Here is a 22,226-nt window from a genome sequence, read left to right as displayed (position 1 = left end):
GCTTGCTAGTTTCGTGCTGCGCGCCCCTCGTCGGAGGGGCTTTTTTCATGCCCTTGCCCGGCTTGTGCCGGGCGAAGGCCCCCGGCGGGAGCCGGACAACTGAAAACGACGCAAAAGACGCATAAGGAGGAGCCCATGGCCAAACCGACACCGGCCGATGTGGCCGCCAGCCACGCCGAAAAGGCGCAAGGTCCGATTCGGGAGAAATCCACGGGTGCACGTTCGATCGTTCGCTCGCTCGAGGAGCTTGGCGTCGACGTCGTATTCGGCATGCCCGGAGGGGCGATCCTCCCCACGTACGATCCGATCTTTCAGTCGGACAAGCTTCGCCACATCCTGGTTCGCCACGAGCAGGGCGCCGGCCACGCGGCAGAGGGCTACGCCTTGGCGACCGGGAGGGTGGGCGTGTGCATTGCGACGTCGGGCCCCGGGGCGACGAATCTCGTGACCTCGCTTCTGGACGCCCACATGGATTCGGTGCCGATCGTCGCCATCACGGGCCAGGTGGGGACAAACGCCATAGGCTCCGACGCCTTTCAAGAGGCCGACATTGTGGGCATAACGATGCCGGTGACCAAGCATTCCTTCCTCGTCACGAGCGCAGAGGAGATCCCCGCGCGCATCGCCGAGGCGTTCCATCTGGCTTCGACGGGAAGGCCGGGCCCGGTGCTCGTCGACGTCACGAAGTCGGCGCAGGTGGAGGAGGCGGACTTCGTGTGGCCTCCGGAGACGGACCTTCCCGGGTACCACCCCGTCGTCAAGCCCAACGCCCGCCAGGTCCGCGAGGCCGCGCGGCTCATCGCCACTGCCGCGCGTCCCGTCCTGTACGTCGGGGGCGGGGCCATTCGCTCGGGCGCCTCGGAGGCGATCGTCGAGCTTTCCGAGCTTGGGAACCTTCCGGCGGTCACCACGCTGACCGGGCGCGGCTCCGTTCCCGATTCCCATCCGAATCATTTGGGAATGCCGGGAATGCACGGCTCGGTCCCCGCAGTGGCGGCCCTCCAGGAATCCGATCTCATCGTCGCGCTGGGCGCGCGCTTCGACGACCGGGTCACGGGCCTGGTCGAGGGATTCGCCCCCTCGGCGAAGGTCGTCCACATCGACATCGACCCGGCTGAAATCTCAAAGAACCGTTTCGCGGACGTGCCGATCGTCGGGGACCTGAAGGAAACCGTGGGCGAACTCATCTCCGAGCTGCGGCAGGCGCAGGCCCATTACGGCAAACCCGCGCTCGCCGAGTGGTGGAAGCACATCGAGGGGCTGCGCGAGAAGTTCCCTCCCGGGTGGGAAGAGGTCGACGACGGGCTGCTCGAGCCCCAGCACATCATTTCCCGGTTGGCGCACGTGGTGGGCTCCGAGGGCGTCGTCTACGTCACCGGCGTCGGCCAGCATCAAATGTGGGCCAATCAGTTTCTCCGGCACGAGCACCCCAGGCAGTTCATCACCTCCTCCGGTGCGGGGACGATGGGGTTCGGAGTTCCCGCCGCCATGGGCGCGAAGGTGGGTTGCCCGAACAAGACGGTGTGGGTGATCGACGGCGACGGCTCCTTCCAGATGACCAATCAGGAACTCGCCACTTGCCGCATCGAGGGAATCAACATCAAAGTGTGCATCATCAACAATTCGTCGCTCGGCATGGTTCGCCAGTGGCAGACGCTCTTCTATGGCGGAAGGTACTCGCACACCGATCTCAACACCGGCCACGGCACCGTGCGCGTCCCGAACTTCGTCAAGCTGGCCGAGGCCTATGACTGCGCCGCCTGGAGCGTGAAGGAGGGAGACGACATCGACGCCGCCTTTGCCAAGGCGATGGAGATCGACGATCGGCCGGTCCTCTTGGAGTTCATCACCTCTCCCGACGCCGAAGTGTGGCCGATGGTGCCCGCGGGCGTCTCCAACGACGACATCATCTACGCCCGTTCGTTCCGGCCGGCCACGGACCCGAACGCCGCCTGAGGAGGAGAAACATGAGTACCCGTCACACGTTGTCCGTTCTGGTCGAGAACAAGCCGGGCGTGCTCACGCGAGTCGCCGCCCTTTTTGCGCGCCGAGCCTTCAACATCCATTCCCTCGCCGTCGGAGAGACCGAGGACCCGCGCATTTCCCGCATGACCGTCGTGGTGGACGCCGCCGAGCTTCCGATTGAGCAGGTGACCAAGCAGCTGAACAAGCTCGTCAACGTCCTGAAGATCGTCGAGCTGGATCCGGCCGCGGCCGTCGAGCGCCAGCTCTTGCTCGTCAAGGTCTCGGCGAACGACTCCTCGCGGGCCAATGTGCTTCAGATCGTCGACCTCTTCCGCGCCCACGTCGTCGACGTGGTCCCAGACGCCGTGACCGTCGAGGCGACCGGATCCGATGCGAAGGTCGAAGCTTTCCTCACGGCGCTTGAACCTTATGGAATACGGGAGATAGTTCAGTCCGGCGCGGTGGCAATCACCAGGGGCGCGCGTTCGCTCTCAGAACGAGTCGCCGCCGAATTGAACTGACTCGGTGGATAATTGACGGCGACGGCGCGATTTCATTGACCGCCTAAGCCGCAGGAACGCCGGTGCGTGCGAGCGAGCGCAACCGGCCGGAGTTCCGAACTGTCGCTCATTACCGATCAAGGAGAGTAAACGTGGCTGAAATCTTCCACGATGCCGATGCAGACCTGTCGCTGATCCAGTCCAAGAAGGTAGCCATCATCGGCTACGGATCGCAGGGCCACGCCCATGCGCTGAACCTGCGCGATTCGGGCGTCGAGGTGGTTGTCGGGCTCCGCGAGGGTTCGAAGTCGATCGCCAAGGCCGAGGAGCAGGGCCTGGAGGTCGCATCCGTCGCCGACGCCGTCGCCCAGGCCGACGTCGTCATGGTCCTGGCGCCCGACCAGTCTCAGCGGGCGATCTGGGCCAACGACATCGAGCCGAATCTCAAGGAGGACGCCGCGGTGTTCTTCGCCCACGGCTTCAACGTCCACTACGGCTACATCAAGCCCGGCCCGACCCACGACGTCTGCATGGTCGCCCCCAAGGGCCCGGGCCACACCGTCCGCCGCCTTTTCGAGGAGGGGCGCGGCGTTCCCTCCCTCGTGTGCGTGGAGCAGGACGCCTCCGGCCAGGCCTTCGAGCTCGCCCTGTCGTACGCCGCGGCCATCGGCGCCGCCCGCGCGGGCGTCATCAAGACGACCTTCCGCGAGGAGACGGAGACCGATCTGTTCGGCGAGCAGGCCGTTCTTTGCGGCGGCGTCTCCCAGCTCATCCAGTACGGCTTCGAAACGCTCGTCGAGGCGGGATACCAGCCCGAGATGGCCTACTTCGAGGTGTGCCACGAGATGAAGCTCATCGTGGACCTCATCAACGAAGGCGGTCTGACGAAGCAGCGCTGGTCCTGTTCGGACACTGCCGAATACGGCGACTACGTCTCTGGCCCGCGGGTGATCCGCCCCGACGTCAAGGACCACATGAAGGAAGTTCTGGCCGACATTCAAAACGGCTCTTTCGCCAAGCGCTTCATCGACGATCAAGACGCAGGCGCCCCCGAGTTCCTTGAGTTGCGCGCCAAGGGAATGGCCCATCCGATCGAGAAGACCGGGCAGGAGATCCGCAAGCTCTTCGCGTGGAACAACTCGAATCTCGACAAGGATTACACCGACGGCGAGGCGGCTCGCTGAGCGGCGGACCTTGTCCGGTGCGGCGTCCGGTGCGGCCTGGTAGAGCCGGTCGGGCGGAACGACTCGACCGAGCGCATGCCTAGGCGAAGCTCTCGGCGAGGGGCGGGAATCATCCTGCCCCTCGCCTTGTTTTTGCGACGCTTCTCTTTCTTAATACGCCATGACGGCAGCAAGATGGCGAATTGTCGCCAATCGCGTCGTGGCGGGTTGGCGACACTGCGAGCGCGTCCCGCGCATCGAGTCTAAAGTGGGGGAGGGGCGGCGCCGTCGTCCTCGACTCGACAAGCGGAGACAAACAATGAGCATTGCCGTCGTCTACAACACCGTCACGGGATTCAGCCGCACATACGCGGAATGGATCGCCCAGGATCTGGAGGCCGACCTTCTTTCCTGGGACGAGGCCAAGGGAATGAACTTAGCCGCGTATCGCCTGGTGGTCTACGGGGCGGGGGTTCGGATGAGCGCCGTCCGGGGCTTCAAGGATTTCAGACGAAAGATCAAGCGCGACGGGCTGTACGGAACCGGCCGTGTGATCGTCTTCGCCACCGGCGGCACACCCGTGCATCCCGACCGCGACTGGCGTTCGCCCGCGGCGACCTTGACGAAGGAGGAACTCGCGCGCGGCACATTCCCCTTCTTCTACTTCGAGGGCGGCATTGCCTATGACGGTCTGAATTGGCCGGAAAAGACGCTTCTGAAGATCTTCTCCAAGCGGGTTCAGAGGCATCGCCATCGCGGCGAGTGGGCCGAGGCCGTGGCCAACGGCATCGTCGAAGGCTACGACCACACTGACCGCAAAGCCGTCACGCCGCTGGTCGAGGAGGCGAGGCGCATTCTGGCGTCCGAACAGGCATGCGGCTGACGGGATGCGCGACGAGAATCTCGGCCTGAAGTTCAACGGCACCACAAAGTTCGGCCGGGTTCGTCCGGGCGGTTTCGCCAGACTGGAGAAGAAACTCGGGGCCGACGGCGCCGACCTCGAATCGCTTGCCGAGGAGACGGTCAATGCCGTTCTCGGCAACCTTGAGGCTATGAGAGATCGCCATTCCGACGTCGTTCGCGAACTCGATTGGATTGAGAAGAATGCCGCTGCTATGCGGCGGCAGCTGTTTTTGCCCTCGCTTGGTTCCAAGTGATCTTGCTTCGGTCGAAGCGACGCTTCGCCCTGTCTCGCTCGCGGCGGGCCTGTGATGAAAATCGTCGGCAAGGCACAGATTCTGCCTGTATGTTTGAAGGGAGACCAGGCAAAACGACCGGGGAGGCGAGATGGACAACTCCAACGGAAGCGCGAGATCGTCCCGCGAACGGCCGGATGATTCGCGTGTGCCGTCGAGGGCGGCGTCCGGGCTTTTCGGCGACGCCGGGAACACCTCCCGAATCCCTGCCCGCAGAGGCTCCAGAGGCAGACATTCCCATGCCTCTCCGTCTACAGCGTCATCCAGCGTGACGCCCCCATCCTCCGACGCGGCGCCGCCTTTGGCTGACACGGCTCCCTTAACGGCCGACCCCGCCGATTGGCCCGTCGGCGTCCCCGGGCAAGGCGTCGACGATCTGGACGTCGTCTCGAAGGGCGCCGATGATCTGCATGGACCGCAGAGCGCCGACGATCTTCACGGCGGGAACTCGGGCGGGAACGTGGAGCCTGGCGAGAGGATCGAACTCGGCGGAGACGGGTCCTCCTTCGATTTCCGCCCGTCCGCCGACGATCGGCAGGACACGGCGGTGATGGGTTTGGGAACCGGTCGGCGCCGGCTCGCCGATTCGCCGCCTGCGGGCTGTTCTCACACTCCCACGGCAGTTGAGCGCGGACTCGGCTCAGTTTCGGCGTCTTTCGCCGGCAGCCTCCCCGAAAACGACGGCTCCGCGGATATACTTGAGAACTCATCGGATATAACCGGGAACTCAACCGGGCCGGGCGACAAGGCGTCCGCGCCACGAAAGAAGAGCCTAGTGAAGAGACTTGCGAAAGTGTGCATTGCCATCGTCGTCACGGGAGCCCTCGTCTTCACCGGTCTAAACGTCTATATGACAACGTCGACCGACGACTCCGTAGTGACCGTCAACTCGGTGCCTTCGGAAGCGAAAGCCGACTGCATTCTCATTCTCGGCGCCTCGGTGCGCGCGAACCGCAAACCGAGCCCCATGCTTCTCAAGAGGCTCGAACGCGGGCTGGAGCTGTATCGCAAAAAGGCCGCGCCGAAGGTTTTGGTTTCGGGGGACAATGCAACCGTCGCATACAACGAAGTCAAGGTCATGCGCGAATGGCTGCAGGCCAAAGGCGTTCCTCCCCAAGACATCTTCGAAGACCACGCTGGCTTTTCGACCTACGAGTCCATGTACCGCGCCCGCGACGTGTTCAAGGTCAAGCGGATGATCGTCGTCACTCAGCGCTACCACCTGGCGCGGGCGATATACACGGGCGATGCCTTGGGGCTTAAGGTCTGGGGCGTCGCGGCCAACGGAAACAACTACTCGGGTCAGATCAAACGCGACATGCGCGAATGGGTCGCCCGCGTCAAGGATCTCGGAAAGACCGTCTACAAGCCCGAACCTAGGTTCCTCGGGCCCGCGCTGCCGATCTCCGGCGACGGCAGGGCGACGATGGGCTGACCGCCCCTGCGCTTTGGAGGAGGGGCGGCGCTCTGTTGGGAAGCGGGTGACGTTCTGTTCGAGGCGTTCTGGGCGGACGGCGACGTCGCGCACGCCCTCCGCCAGCGTGTAGCATCGACGGCGCAGACATCCACGCTTCGCTGGCGCACGTGACGAAAGGGAGACAGCAGTGTCGGAATCGATAGTGGGCACCGGGCGGCGCCTCGACGTCCACCCGGGCAGGAAACAAGAGGTCACTACCCTCGAGCTGCTTTTCGATCTCGTCTATATACTCGCGCTGGCGCAGCTGTCCGAGCATCTTTTGAAGAATCTCGACTGGCGCGGAGTGCTCGAGACTCTCGTTCTGCTTCTCGCCGTTTTCTGCGTATGGTCTTTGACCGTTTATGATTCAACCACCGTTCTCATCAGGTCGCGCGCCGTCTATCCCATCGTCGTCGCGGCCATGCTCGTGAGCCTCGTCATGAACACGGCGATTGGCGGCGCTTTCGGCGGCTCTCCGTGGATGTTCGTGGCGCCCATGCTCGTCGTCCAGTTCGGCAGGACGTTCGTCGCCAGGCGCATGGACGTATACGAGGCGCTTCGCAGGCAGCGGACGGCTGTGGCGATCTGGCTTGGCTTCTCCTCGCTTCTGTGGGTTGCGGGGTGCTTTGCGAGTCGAGAGCAGCGGCTCTGGCTGTGGCTCGCGGCCGCGCTGATCGACCTTGCCGGACGGTGGACCCAGCATCCCCTCCCGAGGTTCGACCGGAGCGAGCTTTCTCGCGTGCCCTTCGATCTGGGGCATCAAGTCAGGCGCTGCCGCCTCTTCTTCATCGTCTGCCTCGCCTCGGGCTTCCTAGCCGTCGGCAACGCGATGAAGCGTCACCTTGACGCGCCGCTGAGCGTCGCCGTCGGCCTCCTGTCCCTGACCGCGATCGTCTGCCTGTGGTACATCTACTTCTGGCGGACAGCCGTCATCGACGGATTAATCTCCGGCGAATCCGGCCACTCGACCAACGGCATCGGACTCGGCCTCCTCGTCGCCGAGGGGCAGCAAATGCTCGCCGCGGGCATCGTTGCGTTCACCGCCGGAATGGAAATGGCAGTCGGCCAGCCGCGTGAGAGGATCTCCGCCTCCGTCGGTCTTCTTTTGGGCTGGGGGCCGGCGCTGTGCCTGATTGCGCTGTGGTTCGTCTTCGTGAAGAGGAAAGTGCGCCCGGAAGGGCTGAACTTTGCCTGCCTGACGATGCTCGGCGTAGGCGTCCTTCTTGCGCTTTTGCGCCCTGCCGGGGCCATAGCCGTCATCGAGGTCGCGATCGTCGCGGTGTGCGCATGCCTCGTGTACGGAAACGGCGTAGGAAAGATGCGTCCCTTTGAGCAGGCCGATTCCAAGGACTCGCAGGATCCAGGAGACTCCCTTCGCCTGGGCGATTGGACCGATCCCAAAGCGGTCCGATTGGACGGCCGTGAACAGAAGCCAAACAGCGGGGAAGGCAACCTTGGCGGCCGAGACGGCGAGCTAGAGGGCCGGGCCCCCAAGCTGGCTCATGGGGGCAGCAAGCTCGCTGATAGGGCCCCCAAGCTGGCTGACGAGGGCCGCAAGCTAGCTGATCAGGACGACAGAACGGACAGCCGAGGTCTCAAGAAGGGCGATCGGATGCTCGACGATCGGATGCTCGACGGACACGGCCTTCGGTTCGACGGTTCGACGTCGGATAAGCGGATTGTCAGACCGACGACGCGGGTGCAAGGCCGCGAACCGGGCGACCCAGAATGCGGCCGCCGCTCAACAGGTTAGCGAACCGCCATTCAGCCGGTTAGCGTGCCGCCCTGCCCGGCCCTGCCGGATAGAGCGCCATCGGCGATTGGCCAGGTTCAATCAGCCAGGCCCAATCAGCCGGCTAGGAACTCTTTGATCGCGGGGAGGTCTCGCCGCGCCTGCTGCATGCCCTCTTCGTAGGCCGCTTGGATGCGCACGGCATTGCGCTCGCCGTTGGACACCGGCATTGTTTCGGGATAGTAAAGGTAGGCTTTCCCCTCGGCCTGGAGCTGTTCGAGTTCGTCGAGGGTGGCGTTGTAGCGTTCGGGACGCTTTAGTATCGCCTCGACGACGGCGGGATACTTCTTAAATATCTTCTGGTAAATCGCGGCAGGGGCCCTGACCGGCCCTTTCCGATACCCGCGAGGGCGCGTCATGACAACGAGGAAGCGCTCGTACCCGTCGGCTCTGGCCGCATCGACGGCGAAGCCTCCCGTCTCGCCTATCGCGCCGTCGAGATAGGCGGTCCCGTCAAGCTGAACCATTGGCATCGCGATCGGTATAGAAGACGAGGCCTGGCATCGCGTCGTGAAATCCGAATTGTCCTTCACGTCGTCTCGGCCCCAGTAGACGGTCTTTCCTGTTGCGCAGTCGAAAGAGCCGATCTTGAACGGCGTGGAGCTGGCCGAGTACGCCTCCCAGTTGTAGGGAAGAAGCTCGCCGGGCGCCGTCGTCTGGTGGTAAATGTAATCCGAATTGAAGTAACCTTTGCCTCTTATGAAGCTGATCGGGCCTCCGATCTTCGGGTCTTTCGCAAGCTCGACAAAGCATGCACGGGCCCGCCAAGCGTCGCGGGCCAAAAAATTCGCCGTGTGGGTCGCTCCCGCAGAAATCCCGCCCACCCAAGGGACCTCGACTCCCGATTCAATCATTGCGGCAACCAACGCGGCCGTGTACGTGCCGCGCATCCCGCCGCCTTCGAAGATCAATGCAGTGCCTGTAGCCATAACACCCTCAGTTTAGCGCGAGTTCCCGAAGGCATGCTGCGGCAGAAGCCGTGCGACGCCGGAGGGGATTCGGACGACGGCGGTGTGGGCGGCCGCGACGTTTTCGCCGCGACCGCCCACACCGGTCACTTCTATCCAGTCAGCCCGAAAGGGTCAGCAGTCCTCGGACGAGGCGGCTTCCTCGGTTTCGGCGGCGCCTCCGCCAAAACCGCCGCTCTCGGCCGGCTCAGTCTTCCGCGACCAGGCGCTTCATGACCGCGCGTGCGCCGTCGGCCCGAATCGCCCTCAAAGCCTCCGTGAAAGCCTCAACGAAGCGCGGGTCCGAGCCGAGCTCGCCGAAGACCGCCTCGTCGGAGATTACAGCGGTGTCCTCGCCGTCGCGCTCGCGGGCGGCCAAGGCGACCAGACGATCGCCCTGCTGGTCGTCGACCACGATCTCCGAGCCGTCCTCGGCCTTGCCTTCCATCCCCAGAGCCCACGCGGCGCACATGGCCGCGCCGAGCTTGATCGAGCGGTTCTCCTTGAGGTTGTCGCGAACCGTCGGAAGAACGAACTTCGGCATCCGATCCGAGGCGTCCTGCGCCAACCTCGCGAGGGTGTCCGCGATCGAGGCGTTCGTGAAACGCTCGAACAGCGTGTTGACGTACTGCGGGAGGTCGATGCCCGGCACGGGAAGAAGCGTCTCCAGCGCCTCCTTTTCCAGATAGGCACGCGTAAACGCGGCGACGTCGGGGTCGGCTGCGGCGTCGTGGGCGAACTCAAAGCCGAGCAGACGCCCCCAGTGTGCGAGCGACTGGTGAGAGGCGTTGAGGAGGCGAAGCTTCATGAGCTCATACGGGACGACGTCGTCGACGAGCTGGACCCCCGCGTCCTCGAACGGGGGCCGCCCCAGGGTGAACTTGTCCTCCAGGACCCACTGCGCGAACGGCTCGGCCGTCACGGGCCAGGCGTCCTCGATGCCGTAGCGCTCGCGGACCATCTCGACGTCCTCCGGCGTCGTCACCGGGGTGATCCTATCGACCATGCCGTTGGGGAAGGCGACGTTTGCCCGAATCCATGCCTCGAGCTCGGGATCGGTGAGCTTCGCCTGGGCGAGGACCGCGGCCTTTGCGATCGAACCGTTGCCCGGGAGGTTGTCGCAAGACATGACGGTGAAGGGAGGAATTCCGGCGTCGCGGCGTCGGCGCAACGCCTCGACGATGAAGCCGAAGGCCGTGGTCGGCTTGTCGGGATGCTCGGCGTCGTGCTTCGCGGCGGGATTCTCGGTGTTGAACTCACCGGTCGCGTCGTCGATGTTATAGCCGCCCTCGGTGACGGTCAGGGAGACGATCCGGGTGCCGGCGTCGGTCATCTTGTCGAGGACCTTGCTCGGGTCGTCCGGTGCGTAGAGGTATTCGTGGATGGAACCGATGACTTTGGGCTCGAGCGTCCCGTCGGGATGCTTGAGGACCAGAGTGTAGAGGCCGTCCTGGTTCTGCATGACGTCGCGCATCCGCTTGTCGGATGGCATGACGCCCACTCCGCAGATGCCCCAGTCGAGCGCCTCGCCTTCGCTCATGAGGCGGTCAAGATACATGGCCTGGTGGGCGCGGTGGAAGTTTCCCAGTCCGAAATGGACGATTCCGGACGTTACGGCCGAACGGTCATACGTGGGCGCCAAGAAGGCGCTGGCGAGCGACGCCGCCACCGACGACTGCGTAGAGGTGCCAAATGTGCTGGTCATGTTTGTGCTACTTTCCCATAGCGGCGTCAGCGGCTTCGTGGTAGACGCCGAACCGGCTATGTTGCCCAGTGCTTACCCTGCGTGCTGCGGCGGGACAAAGCGCCCCGCCGACGCGGCCGAGGTCCGCGAAGAGCGGCTTTCGGCCTTGCGCAGCCATTCTTTCACGGTATTGCCGGTGGCGAAAGGGGGAGGAATCCCGCGTTTTGGGCCCCTGCCCGTTTATGCGCAGTTTTCTTACGGCTTTGTAAGGGGCGCTGCGGTAAGGTTCCGCACACCCGCACGCCTACACACCGGGCGAGGCTTCTTTTGGGACGCATTGACGACGGCTTGGGTCTATTCGGTTCGGCGACGGGCGAGTGGCCGGTCCTTTTCGAAAACGGGCGAGTGGCCGGTACTTTTCGAACCGGCAAGGATGTGGCTCTTTCGGCCCGACGGCGACGGAGGAAGCCGTCTGTGCGGCACGTCCTCATCCGCGCTCATCGGCCGGAAGCTCCTCAAACCTATTGACTTTTCGGAGCGGCATGCCTGCATATGGGCGCATTGGGCGGCAACTACTTCCGCATGGAGAGTCCGACGTTCGGCATGTCTTCATCCGGGCGGGTTGGGCACAGCCTTCCGGCCGAGGGCAGCTCTTGCTTTTGAGGGGATCAGTTCTTGCTTTTCGCCCAAAAATAGATATCATATTGATATCGCCAAGGTTCGCGGGGCCAAAGCGGCGTTCTCGACGTCGGGCATCGAATGTTTCCGACGCCGCCCCCGAACGTTCCAGGCGCCGGACTTTAGATAGGAGAGGGAAATGCCTGCCAACGACAATCCAGAAGCGGATTCTGGCGAATCCGCGAAACCGCGCGAATCTATGAAACATCGGCGGTCCGCAAAGCCGCGGGAATCGGCGAAACTGCCCGAGTCTGCAAAACTGCAGGCGGAGGCGGCCGAGTTCCGCGCTCGCGTTCACATCGACGAGAAGATTGTTTGGTCTGCGGGTTCGGGCCCCGCTTTCCTCGCCGCCGTCGGCCTACTTGCCGCGCTGGCGGGTTTCATCTACCTGATCGTCGTCGGCGCCATTGATTCGGCCGATGGCATTGTGGTCTCTGGGGCGATCAAGATAGCCATAGGGACGGTCGGGGTGATCGTCGTCTGCTTGCTCGGCACATGTTTTTACATCGTTTCTCCGGGTGAAACCAGTGTTCGCCAGTTCTTCGGCAAGTACATCGGAACCGTCCGGCGGACCGGTCTGGTGCTGATCCCTCCGCTTACGTACGGCAAGAGGGTTTCCGTGAAGGTCCACAATTTCGAGACGTACGAACTCAAGGTCAACGACCTTGACGGAAACCCGGTGAACATAGCGGCGATCGTCGTATGGCAAGTTGCGGACACTGCTCGGGCGGTCTTCGCCGTCGAGCAGTACGAGGCGTTCATCAAGGCACAGGCTGAGTCCGCGCTGCGCCATGTGGCTACGACGCATCCGTACGACGGGCCTGGTCCGGGGGAGACGTCGCTGCGCGGGGGAACCGACCTCGTTTCTTCCGAGCTGGCCGAGGAGGTCGCTGCGCGTGTCGCGCTTGCGGGGCTGGAGATCATCGAGGTTCGCATCTCCTCGCTCGCCTATGCTCCCGAGATCGCGCAGGCGATGCTCCAGCGCCAGCAGGCCGGAGCCGTCATCGCGGCGCGCGAACAGATCGTGGAAGGCGCCGTCTCCATGGTGGACCAGGCGCTCAAGCGCCTTGAGGATTCCGACATAGTCGTCTTGGACGACGAACGCAGGGCCCAAATGGTTTCGAATCTGCTTGTCGTTCTGTGTTCGGACCAGCGGACGCAGCCCGTTGTCAACGCTGGCTCCCTTTACACGTAGGGTGTCAGTGTCCGGGAGGGACGAGCAGGCCGGAAGCGCTGTGCCGCCCGAGAAGGGCAAGCGTGCGGCTGCCGGCAAAGGGGCTGAAACCAAGCGTAAACAGCTCCTTCTCCGGCTGGATCCGGCAGTCCACGAGGCGATAGCCAAGTGGGCTGCCGACGATCTTCGGTCGGTCAACGCTCAGATTGAAATCATTCTGCGTCGCGCTCTCGTCGAAGCTGGAAGGGATCCTCGCCCGAAGCCGATGCGGGGCAGGGGAAGGCCGCGCAAGGAGCCCGACGACGAAGCTGGCCAGGCCGATGGGAAGACATGACCCTCCGCGGCTTTCGAGGCTTGAGGCTCTGCGTTTTCGAAACTTGAGGCTTCGCGCTTTCTTGTCCGTTGGGGCGTGAAAAGGACAGTGGGAATTGGTTGCTCTGTTAAGTGGTTGTGAGCGGCCATCTGTGGGACGTTGAGCAGTGCGGCTAGCACCGCTGTCATGGCTGTGGCAAGGCAAAAGCCTTGATCCGCGTAGTTTTGCCAGTGCGCGCGGCATCCGGGCTTTTGCCTTGTTGGGCAAGGATTGCTTTTCCATCGCCCTCACCTCTTTCCTGGACTCGAAACCTTGGCGTTCCGGAAGTGTGAAGGGTCCGGTCCGGCTTCGATAAGGCCATCCTCGAATCTGCCCGACCGCGAAAGTCCAGGACTGACAGAGGATTGTAATGTGCGCAGAATGGTATTGTGTTTTTCCCGCTGTCTATGAGGATTTCTGGATCACCCCCGCATGCGCGGGGAAGACATGCAGTGGTTTGGGCCGCGTGCGGTGAATATCGGATCACCCCCGCATGCGCGGGGAAGACGTCATCCCCACGCGCGGAACCCCATGGCAAGGCGGATCACCCCCGCATGCGCGGGGAAGACTTCAGGTGAAGCCGCACCTGGACTATAAGCCTCGGATCACCCCCGCATGCGCGGGGAAGACCACAATGTTCACCAATATCATGTCTGATAGGAAGGATCACCCCCGCATGCGCGGGGAAGACCTTAAACAAGGGCGCGAATGGTCGGAGGCTCAGGGATCACCCCCGCATGCGCGGGGAAGACAGATGCCGAAAACATTGCGCTCAAGGCCGCCAAGGATCACCCCCGCATGCGCGGGGAAGACGAGGACGCTTGACCTCCTCCGACGTCGCCAAACGGATCACCCCCGCATGCGCGGGGAAGACGATCCGCGCCCAGGATCACCCGGTCACGGCTTGGGATCACCCCCGCATGCGCGGGGAAGACACGAGAACACGGCAAAAACGCGGACGCCACAGCGGATCACCCCCGCATGCGCGGGGAAGACCTCGACAGCCCTTCGCATGGCATTGTTGACCGGGGATCACCCCCGCATGCGCGGGGAAGACAACTACATGGCGTCGAACGCCCATCAGATCGCCGGATCACCCCCGCATGCGCGGGGAAGACACGAACGTTGTGTTGACGAACACGTAGGAAGTGGGATCACCCCCGCATGCGCGGGGAAGACTCCGTCGCCAAATCCGCGCGGCGCTGCATCTGGGGATCACCCCCGCATGCGCGGGGAAGACGCCGACTACAAGGCGACGATCGGGTCTTCGACGGGATCACCCCCGCATGCGCGGGGAAGACTTTCCTTTATGACGTTTTTGAATGCGTGTGGCCGGATCACCCCCGCATGCGCGGGGAAGACACAGAGCCCGACCGTTGGAGTGTGACGAGAGAGGGATCACCCCCGCATGCGCGGGGAAGACGGGGATTTCAACCCGCCGGCTGGCGTGCCCGTGGGATCACCCCCGCATGCGCGGGGAAGACCTAACACTGTGAAGTCTATACGTCAAGTCGTTAGGATCACCCCCGCATGCGCGGGGAAGACCGCTCATATGCGTCTCTCCTGTCGGTCGCCGAGGGATCACCCCCGCATGCGCGGGGAAGACAACCGTGAGAAGCACGCCGGCAACAGCCTGCCAGGATCACCCCCGCATGCGCGGGGAAGACCCGTTGCCGGATTGGCATGAGGTTGAGGTGTTGGGATCACCCCCGCATGCGCGGGGAAGACTCCGACGGTCGTGGCGGCTGGGTTCCGGCTGTGGGATCACCCCCGCATGCGCGGGGAAGACCAAATATGACAAGCGGTATTCTCATTTGTGGAAGGGATCACCCCCGCATGCGCGGGGAAGACTCAGGGTTTTTCCGTCTGCGGTCGTTCGTGTACGGATCACCCCCGCATGCGCGGGGAAGACTTTCCGAGAACGGCAAGTGGCAGACGATGGGATAGGATCACCCCCGCATGCGCGGGGAAGACGTTCTTGCCGTTGCGCATCCGCACCAGCAGACGAGGATCACCCCCGCATGCGCGGGGAAGACACGGCGCGGCCGCCACGCAGACGGTCATGCACCGGATCACCCCCGCATGCGCGGGGAAGACCTCGTCGCCGCTCACGTCCACGCTACGGGTCTCGGATCACCCCCGCATGCGCGGGGAAGACGACGACGGCGAGCCCCTGTGGATCCGCGCCGACGGATCACCCCCGCATGCGCGGGGAAGACTTCGCTGCTGCCAATCGGTGGCTTCCTTGGGAGCGGATCACCCCCGCATGCGCGGGGAAGACCTTAGCGTTTCGATACAAGGCCTCAAGCTGAGGGGATCACCCCCGCATGCGCGGGGAAGACACGTGTTCGAAAACGGCCCCGTCGTCTCCTGCAGGATCACCCCCGCATGCGCGGGGAAGACGCGACGATCATGGGATGGCGCAAATTCAGCGCGGGATCACCCCCGCATGCGCGGGGAAGACGGCGAATACGCTGGCGTTCGGCGCGAAGGAAGAGGATCACCCCCGCATGCGCGGGGAAGACGCTCCCCCGGGCGGATGTCCACCGTTCGTTTGAGGATCACCCCCGCATGCGCGGGGAAGACAAACTCAAAGAATTCACCGGCCGACGCGTGCAGGGATCACCCCCGCATGCGCGGGGAAGACTCGAATTCGTTGGGAAGATACCGTGCATACCCCGGATCACCCCCGCATGCGCGGGGAAGACGAGCTCGACGTTCGTGGACGCGTAAGGAGGATGGGATCACCCCCGCATGCGCGGGGAAGACCCCCATCGTCAACCACTTGTCTGCAATCTTGCAGGATCACCCCCGCATGCGCGGGGAAGACAAGATGAACGAAATCATGCCGTACTACAATAAGGGATCACCCCCGCATGCGCGGGGAAGACACGCTGTCGATGGACATTGCCCTCATCCCAGACGGATCACCCCCGCATGCGCGGGGAAGACAAGCACGAGATGTTTTTCGACTCTGCCATGTACGGATCACCCCCGCATGCGCGGGGAAGACCGCAGTTTGAGCTGGTCATGATCCCCTCCCGGGGGATCACCCCCGCATGCGCGGGGAAGACGATCCGGTTCCTGTATTTGCCGAGAACGGGCTCGGGATCACCCCCGCATGCGCGGGGAAGACGCTGTGGCGATCCTGCCGGACGGCGAGAGATACGGATCACCCCCGCATGCGCGGGGAAGACAACTCGTACAAAACGTCCATGCAAAATGCCGACGGATCACCCCCGCATGCGCGGGGAAGACTGCTCCGGGAGATCGCTCACGAGACTCCCGAAAGGATCACCCCCGCATGCGCGGGGAAGACCGGAACGGACGTCAACACGTCGGCGACGCACGGGGATCACCCCCGCATGCGCGGGGAAGACACCCTCTATATGACGAACGTCGATTTCGCTTTGGGATCACCCCCGCATGCGCGGGGAAGACTCCCTGTGGGTATCCCTCTACGGCGGCGATCCCGGATCACCCCCGCATGCGCGGGGAAGACGCGTTTGGAAGTTTCATCATCTACCCCATTAAAGGATCACCCCCGCATGCGCGGGGAAGACGCAATCGAGCATAAAGGGGCCGGGGAAGTCGCGGGATCACCCCCGCATGCGCGGGGAAGACGCGCGGATCTCGCCAATCAACCAGTTAGCGTACGGATCACCCCCGCATGCGCGGGGAAGACTCAGCGCCTTCTTGACGTGCGCGGAGGGCCGAGGGATCACCCCCGCATGCGCGGGGAAGACATGATTTCATCCATTGAGAAGCCCTTCGATCGCGGATCACCCCCGCATGCGCGGGGAAGACGTGAGTGTGACGTGCTGGCCGCAGCCTGCACATGGATCACCCCCGCATGCGCGGGGAAGACGGTATTTCATTGTTGTTTTCCTTTCTTTGCTGCGGATCACCCCCGCATGCGCGGGGAAGACGGCGGGAGTCTTCTCGTCCAAGCTCATTTCGTCGGATCACCCCCGCATGCGCGGGGAAGACGGCGATGCGTGCGTGGAGGACGCCGACGGGACGGGATCACCCCCGCATGCGCGGGGAAGACTCCATCAGCTGATGAGCGAGCGAGCGCTTCGCAGGATCACCCCCGCATGCGCGGGGAAGACGTCTACATTCAAGGAGCCGCGAATTTGTTGTCGGGATCACCCCCGCATGCGCGGGGAAGACGTTGAGGTTTCGGTCACGTATGTCATCGAACCGGGATCACCCCCGCATGCGCGGGGAAGACCGCATCAACGTGAAACGCCCCAAGGAGCAATCCGGATCACCCCCGCATGCGCGGGGAAGACTACATTTCGAAGGTGAAGGTGGGTCGATTTTTCGGATCACCCCCGCATGCGCGGGGAAGACAACCGAGAAATCTCCAAGACGCGTTTTGCACAGGGGATCACCCCCGCATGCGCGGGGAAGACAGTTAGATTCCCCCGGGAATCCGGCAAAGTCGTCTTCCAGCCTACCAGTTTTCCTTCACTCCCAACCTAATCCTTTAAAACGATTCCTTCGCCGGGTTTTAGGACTATGATTGACCTCGTGGAAACAACGCTGATGTTGAGTTCTAAGTCACGCTCTGTCTGGGCCAAGTCGAAATACGACAACGATTCACCTGGCTTGGCTTGGTGGTTGCCTCTGTGGTTGCACCTTGCCGACGCAGCTGAGGTTGCACGTCACCTGGCAGCGAACTGGCTTGCTCCTTCCATTCCCGATCTGATCGAAAGGGAGTTCGCGGGATCTGCTTCTGGGCTCCTCCCGGCAGACGAATTCAAAGCGTTGGCGTCGTGGTTGGCCGGCATTCACGATATCGGCAAAGCCACTCCGGCTTTCAGCACTAAAGTCGGTGCTTTGGACGATTGCATGCGAGAAGCTGGGCTTTGCCACGAGCTGATCGATGCGAGCGAACGCCGCCAAGCGCCCCACGGTCTGGCAGGCCAGATGATCGTGGAAAAATGGCTTAGGAAGACGATGCGTTGGGGCATTCAATCGGCCCGTGCGCTTGCTTCCGTCGTCGGTGCGCACCACGGCATTCCCGCTACAACAAAAATGGTCCTCAACATGCACGGGCGCGACCATCTTCTCGGAGACAGCGAATGGAGTGCGGTCCGCTCCGAACTTCTCGAGATGGCGATCAACCGTGCCGGCGTCGCCGATTTGCTTGACGAATGGTCGCATAGAAGTTGGTCCGAGCCTTTTCTTGTCGAAATCTGCGGACTTGTAATCGTGTCGGATTGGCTTGCTTCAACGGAAGCTTATTTTCCGCTTTGCCGCCTAGAGGACGACGGCAGCGAGTTTCTTGATGCTAAACAGCATCAAGAACGAGTCGAAAGCGGACTTGCGAAAATAGAGCTTCCCTCGCCTTGGCGTCCGCGGGACGACGGTGAAGACGCTGACAGCCTCGTTCAGACGCGATTCGATTTGCCCGACGGTGCCAAAGCCACGGCGGCCCAGCGCGCGGCCGTGGAGGCTGCACGTTCGATGGAACTTCCTGGACTCATGATTGTTCAGGAGGCCACTGGTTCGGGGAAGACGGAGGCGGCCCTCTTGGCGGCCGAGGTCTTGGCTGCTCGAACTGGACGCTCGGGGGTTTTGTTTGCGCTTCCAACACAAACGACGACGGACGCTATGTTCTCGAGAGAATTGGACTGGCTGGGTCATATTGAGGAGAGCTATCGCGATGCTGGAGCGCCCTCTGCGTTCGCCGTTCAGCTCCAGCATGGACGCGCTAAGCTCAACGAGGAAGCCCGAGCATTGCGAAAAACAGGATATGCGATCCGCGATCGTCTTCTCGGGAGCCTGGGCGGCGATGGCGATCCGGCTACGGATCCCCTGTCCTCGTCGCTTCCGGTGCCTCGACAGATCGGCTTGGACGAAGAAGACGGCTTGGGCACGCGTACAAGCCCGGGCGGGAAAGGGGCGCGAAGAAACCAGGACGGGGAAAGAAAGGGAACTTGCCTTCGTGACGAGGGCACAGACGCCGATCTCGCGATCATGGCCTGGTTTTCGGGCCGGAAGAAGTCTATGCTTGCGGATTTCGTTGTGACCACGATTGACCATCTCCTCTTCGCCTCGCTTTCTGCGCCACACCTCATGCTTCGGCATTTGGGGCTTAGCCGGAAGGTCGTTATCGTCGACGAAGTTCACTCTTACTCGACCTACATGAACTCTTACCTCGATAGATCCCTGACTTGGCTGGCCGCATATGGAGTTCCCGTCATTCTTCTCTCCGCCACTCTTTCCGAGGCGCGATGTTCGGCGCTCGCCGATGCCTATGATCGAGGGCTGCAGTTAGTCTCGGACAGTGATTCGTGCAAAGAGAAGCAGGATGAAGTACCCGACGAGACCCGGAAAAGCGTGTGCGAAAAGAGACGAGATAAAGTGCCCGGGGAAACCCAAACCCGGGAAGAGGCACGAGAAGCGCATATGCCTTTTCCGTGTCTCGTGACGTCCGGGGAAGGCGGTACGAAGGTCGTCGCCGTTGAGGCTGCGGGCCGCCGCAGCTCGGTTGAGATCAGACGGATGGACGAGGGGACCGACGTCGTCGCCCTGCTCAAAGACAATTTGTCCGACGGCGGGTGCGCCCTCGTCGTCCGCAACACCGTGCGTCGCGCGCAAGAAACGTATGACGAACTGCGCAAGGTCTTTGGCGACGACGTCAGCCTCAATCATTCGCGATTCACCATTTCCGACAGGCTGAGTAAAGACGCCGACCTGCTTCGGCGGTTCGGTCCTCCTCGTAAGAGCCCCAAGCGCCCTAAACGCGCGATCGTCGTTGCCACCCAAGTCGTAGAGCAGTCGCTGGACGTCGATTTCGACGTGTTGGTGACCGATCTTGCGCCAATCGATCTTGTTCTCCAACGTATGGGGCGTCTGCACAGGCACGAACGGCGTCGTTCTGGGAAATTGAAGCGACCGGTCTGTTACGTCGACTGTCTTCCGTTGGCCTCGGACGATGAGCCTGAGATCGACAGGGGTGCGAAGCACATCTACGGTGAGAGAGACTTGCTCTTAACGGCTGCGGCACTGAATAAGATCGCAGCAGAAGGCGGAGTGGTCCGTGTGCCGGACGACGTGCGCGAACTAATTGAGGCAGTGTACGGGATGAACCCCGATGTTCCAGCGCAATGGAATCAAGCGGTGGCAGAGGCCTGTGATAAAGCGGAGGAAGCCGAACGAAAGAAAGGGGATGCCGCCAAGGGCTATCAGCTGTCCGAGCCGAAGAATGACAACCGCGTTTCTCTCATCGATTGGCTGCGCACGCTCGCCGATGACAGCGAAGAAAAGGCAAGAGCGCATGTGCGCGACGGCGAAGACTCCCTCGAGGTGATCCTTCTCGAAGTGTGCAAAGAAGGAAGCCAAAAGAGCTTGCGAACCCTCCCGAGCGCCCAAGGCTTTCCCAGTATTGAGATTCCTACGGGTCGCGAACCTGATCGCGCTTTGGCACGAGCCATGGCGATGTCGGCCGTCAGGCTCCCACCCAGATTCTCGAATCAGTCGGCGATCGATCGCGTGATCGGCGAGCTTGAAGGGTTCTATGTCGATTCGTGGCAAACGAACCTCGATCTGCGCGGGCAGCTATTTCTTTTGTTAAACAACGGACGCGCCGAACTGGATGGCGCTACCATTGAATACACGTCAACAACCGGGCTAATGGAGGTCCAGGATTAATGGCCGACAGTTTCAATCTTCTCGACGAACCATGGATTCGAGTCACGCGTTTGAGCGGAGAACCTGATGAGGTGTCCCTCGTTACGGCATTCGAAGAGGCATCTGACATTTCTGGGATTCACGGCGAGATCGCGTCGCAAGATGCTGCTATTCTGCGCTTGCTTCTGGCAATTGCGCATCGGGCAATGGGAGGCCCGAAGGACGTTGAAACGTGGGAAACATATTGGAACGATCCCGAACTTCTGGCTGTTGATACGGTTGCGTATCTTGAACGATTTAGGGAGCGATTTGATGTGCGCGATCCTGTGGCGCCCTTCTTCCAAGTGGCCGGTATCCATGCAAAATCGGGCAAGATATCGGATCTCGAGTCGCTAATCGTCGACGTTCCCAACGGAGCGCCCTTCTTTACCACCAGAATCGGCCCGGGCCTCGATCGGATTGATTGGTCCGAAGCTGCTCGATGGCTCGTTCATGTTCACGCCTTTGACCCTTCAGGCATCCGCTCCGGTGCCGTAGGGGATCCAGAGGTCAAGGGAGGCAAGGGCTACCCAATCGGCCCCGGATGGAGCGGTCAAATCGGCGTCGTGATGATCGAAGGAAATAACCTGGCCGAGACGATACTTCTCAATACGGTCGTGGTGGGCGTCGTCGATTCTCTCAAGGAAAAAGTCGACGCGGATAAGGATCTGCCACCGTGGGAATGCGAACCCGGCGGCCCCGCAGGCAACCGAGACCTGGACCCGACGGGCCCTGTTTCTTGCTACACCTGGCAAACCAGACGCGTACTGCTCCACGGCGACGACTCTGGTGTGACGGGACTTTTCCTTGGAAATGGCGACAAGGCGACTCCACAGAACCGTTATCTTTACGAACCCATGACAGCCTGGCGGTACTCCGATCCTCAAACAAAGAAGTTTAAGTTCGACGTTTTCATGCCGTACAAGTTCCCCAAAGATCGAGCGATGTGGAGGGGCTTGTCCACCTTGGTCTCCGAGCTCAGCGAAACCGTCGTTCGAATGGACGGCAAGAAGGAAACGAAGTACAAGGCGGCCGGAGTCATCGACTTCTACCAGCAGCTGTTGTTTGATGAAATAGTTCCCAACGACGGCTTGATTCCCGTTCATTGCGTCGGAATTGAGTACGGGGCCCAAGAAGCGGTCGTTGAGGAGCATGTCGACGACGTCCTCAAGGTTCCCGCCAAGCTGTTGGAAAAGGACAATTCCCGTTATCTCGCGATTGTCCGAGACGCCATGAAAGAGACGGACAGAGTTGCCTCGTCGCTGCGGAACCTCGGCGGAAATCTTGCAAAGGCGCAGGGCGCCGACCCCGACAGGGTGCAGGCTGCACGGGAACAAGCTGCGACTGCTTTCTATTTGGTCATTGACGAGGAATTCCCGCGATGGCTCGCGTCGCTAGCCGGTGAGGAGGCCCCCGACGAAGCAAAGTGGCGGTGGCGCGAGAGGCTTCGCAAAACCGCCACTGGGCAATGCGACAGACTCGTCGAGTCGGTGGCGCCGTCGGCGTATGCCGGACGGGCGGACGGGAATCGCCATATCGACGTCGGAATCTCGCTTGCCTGGTTTGAAGCTTCAATCCGTGAGACTCTACCTGCCCGCCCTGATTCGCAACCTGAATCTAAAAAGGACTGACAATG

14 protein-coding genes and 1 CRISPR repeat array are annotated in these 22,226 nt (G+C 62.3%); of the genes, 11 read left to right on the top strand and 3 right to left on the bottom strand.

Going from position 1 to position 22,226, the window contains the following annotated elements:
• Positions 1-135 precede the first annotated feature (135 nt).
• The 5 genes from A4H34_RS10390 to A4H34_RS10370 all read left to right on the top strand — a co-directional run bounded on the left by A4H34_RS10390 (position 136) and on the right by A4H34_RS10370 (position 4,785).
• Positions 136-1,956: an acetolactate synthase large subunit gene (locus A4H34_RS10390; protein ID WP_064232038.1), complete on the top strand. Its 1,821-nt coding sequence runs from the start codon at positions 136-138 to the stop codon at positions 1,954-1,956.
• Between the two features lie 11 nt (positions 1,957-1,967).
• Positions 1,968-2,486 carry an acetolactate synthase small subunit gene (gene ilvN, locus A4H34_RS10385; protein WP_064232037.1) on the top strand — a complete coding sequence of 173 codons (519 nt, stop codon included), beginning with the start codon at positions 1,968-1,970 and terminating at the stop codon, positions 2,484-2,486.
• 131 nt (positions 2,487-2,617) lie between these two features.
• Positions 2,618-3,649 (top strand): ketol-acid reductoisomerase, encoded by a 1,032-nt coding sequence (gene ilvC / locus A4H34_RS10380; protein ID WP_009200029.1) that lies wholly within the window; start codon positions 2,618-2,620, stop codon positions 3,647-3,649.
• A 298-nt stretch (positions 3,650-3,947) separates the two neighbouring features.
• Positions 3,948-4,511 carry a flavodoxin domain-containing protein gene (locus A4H34_RS10375; protein ID WP_009200027.1) on the top strand — a complete coding sequence of 188 codons (564 nt, stop codon included), beginning with the start codon at positions 3,948-3,950 and terminating at the stop codon, positions 4,509-4,511.
• A 4-nt stretch (positions 4,512-4,515) separates the two neighbouring features.
• Entirely contained in the window at positions 4,516-4,785 is a 270-nt protein-coding gene (locus A4H34_RS10370; protein WP_064232036.1) for a hypothetical protein, read from the top strand.
• A 358-nt stretch (positions 4,786-5,143) separates the two neighbouring features.
• On the opposite strand, the gene A4H34_RS11125 is transcribed toward A4H34_RS10370, so the two are convergent.
• Positions 5,144-5,434: a hypothetical protein gene (locus A4H34_RS11125; protein WP_040323521.1), complete on the bottom strand. Its 291-nt coding sequence runs from the start codon at positions 5,432-5,434 to the stop codon at positions 5,144-5,146.
• Between the two features lie 165 nt (positions 5,435-5,599).
• Here A4H34_RS11125 and A4H34_RS11120 point away from each other — a divergent pair, with 165 nt between their 5' ends.
• Entirely contained in the window at positions 5,600-6,259 is a 660-nt protein-coding gene (locus A4H34_RS11120) for a SanA/YdcF family protein (RefSeq protein WP_040323520.1), read from the top strand.
• A gap of 169 nt (positions 6,260-6,428) precedes the next feature.
• On the top strand, positions 6,429-8,033 hold the full coding sequence (locus A4H34_RS10360) for a low temperature requirement protein A (protein ID WP_064232035.1): 1,605 nt from the start codon (positions 6,429-6,431) through the stop codon (positions 8,031-8,033).
• Positions 8,034-8,128: 95 nt separating this feature from the next.
• Here the strand turns inward: A4H34_RS10360 and A4H34_RS10355 are convergent, their stop codons facing one another.
• Entirely contained in the window at positions 8,129-9,001 is an 873-nt protein-coding gene (locus tag A4H34_RS10355; RefSeq protein WP_009200022.1) for a patatin-like phospholipase family protein, read from the bottom strand.
• Between the two features lie 226 nt (positions 9,002-9,227).
• On the bottom strand, positions 9,228-10,724 hold the full coding sequence (locus A4H34_RS10350; protein WP_064232034.1) for a mannitol dehydrogenase family protein: 1,497 nt from the start codon (positions 10,722-10,724) through the stop codon (positions 9,228-9,230).
• Between the two features lie 856 nt (positions 10,725-11,580).
• Between A4H34_RS10350 and A4H34_RS10345 the strand changes: the two genes are divergently transcribed.
• From A4H34_RS10345 to casA, 4 genes are all read left to right on the top strand, one after another.
• A complete protein-coding gene (locus A4H34_RS10345; RefSeq protein ID WP_009200017.1) occupies positions 11,581-12,576 on the top strand; it encodes an SPFH domain-containing protein in 996 nt (331 codons plus the stop codon).
• Positions 12,577-12,583: 7 nt separating this feature from the next.
• Positions 12,584-12,889 (top strand): putative AT hook motif protein, encoded by a 306-nt coding sequence (locus tag A4H34_RS10340; RefSeq protein WP_009200016.1) that lies wholly within the window; start codon positions 12,584-12,586, stop codon positions 12,887-12,889.
• A 437-nt stretch (positions 12,890-13,326) separates the two neighbouring features.
• Positions 13,327-17,325: direct repeats of the CRISPR family, unit length 28 nt; unit sequence GGATCACCCCCGCATGCGCGGGGAAGAC.
• Positions 17,326-17,443: 118 nt separating this feature from the next.
• On the top strand, positions 17,444-20,572 hold the full coding sequence (cas3, locus tag A4H34_RS10335; RefSeq protein WP_231871036.1) for a CRISPR-associated helicase Cas3': 3,129 nt from the start codon (positions 17,444-17,446) through the stop codon (positions 20,570-20,572).
• The gene (gene casA / locus A4H34_RS10330) at positions 20,572-22,221 is read left to right on the top strand and encodes a type I-E CRISPR-associated protein Cse1/CasA (protein WP_064232033.1); all 1,650 of its coding nucleotides are present in this window, start codon (positions 20,572-20,574) and stop codon (positions 22,219-22,221) included. Before cas3 ends, casA begins: the two co-directional genes overlap by 1 nt.
• Positions 22,222-22,226: the final 5 nt, after the last annotated feature.

The sequence above is a fragment of the Peptidiphaga gingivicola genome (assembly GCF_001652275.1).
GTDB lineage: Bacteria > Actinomycetota > Actinomycetes > Actinomycetales > Actinomycetaceae > Peptidiphaga > Peptidiphaga gingivicola.
This window is presented reverse-complemented; position numbering and strand designations above follow the sequence as displayed.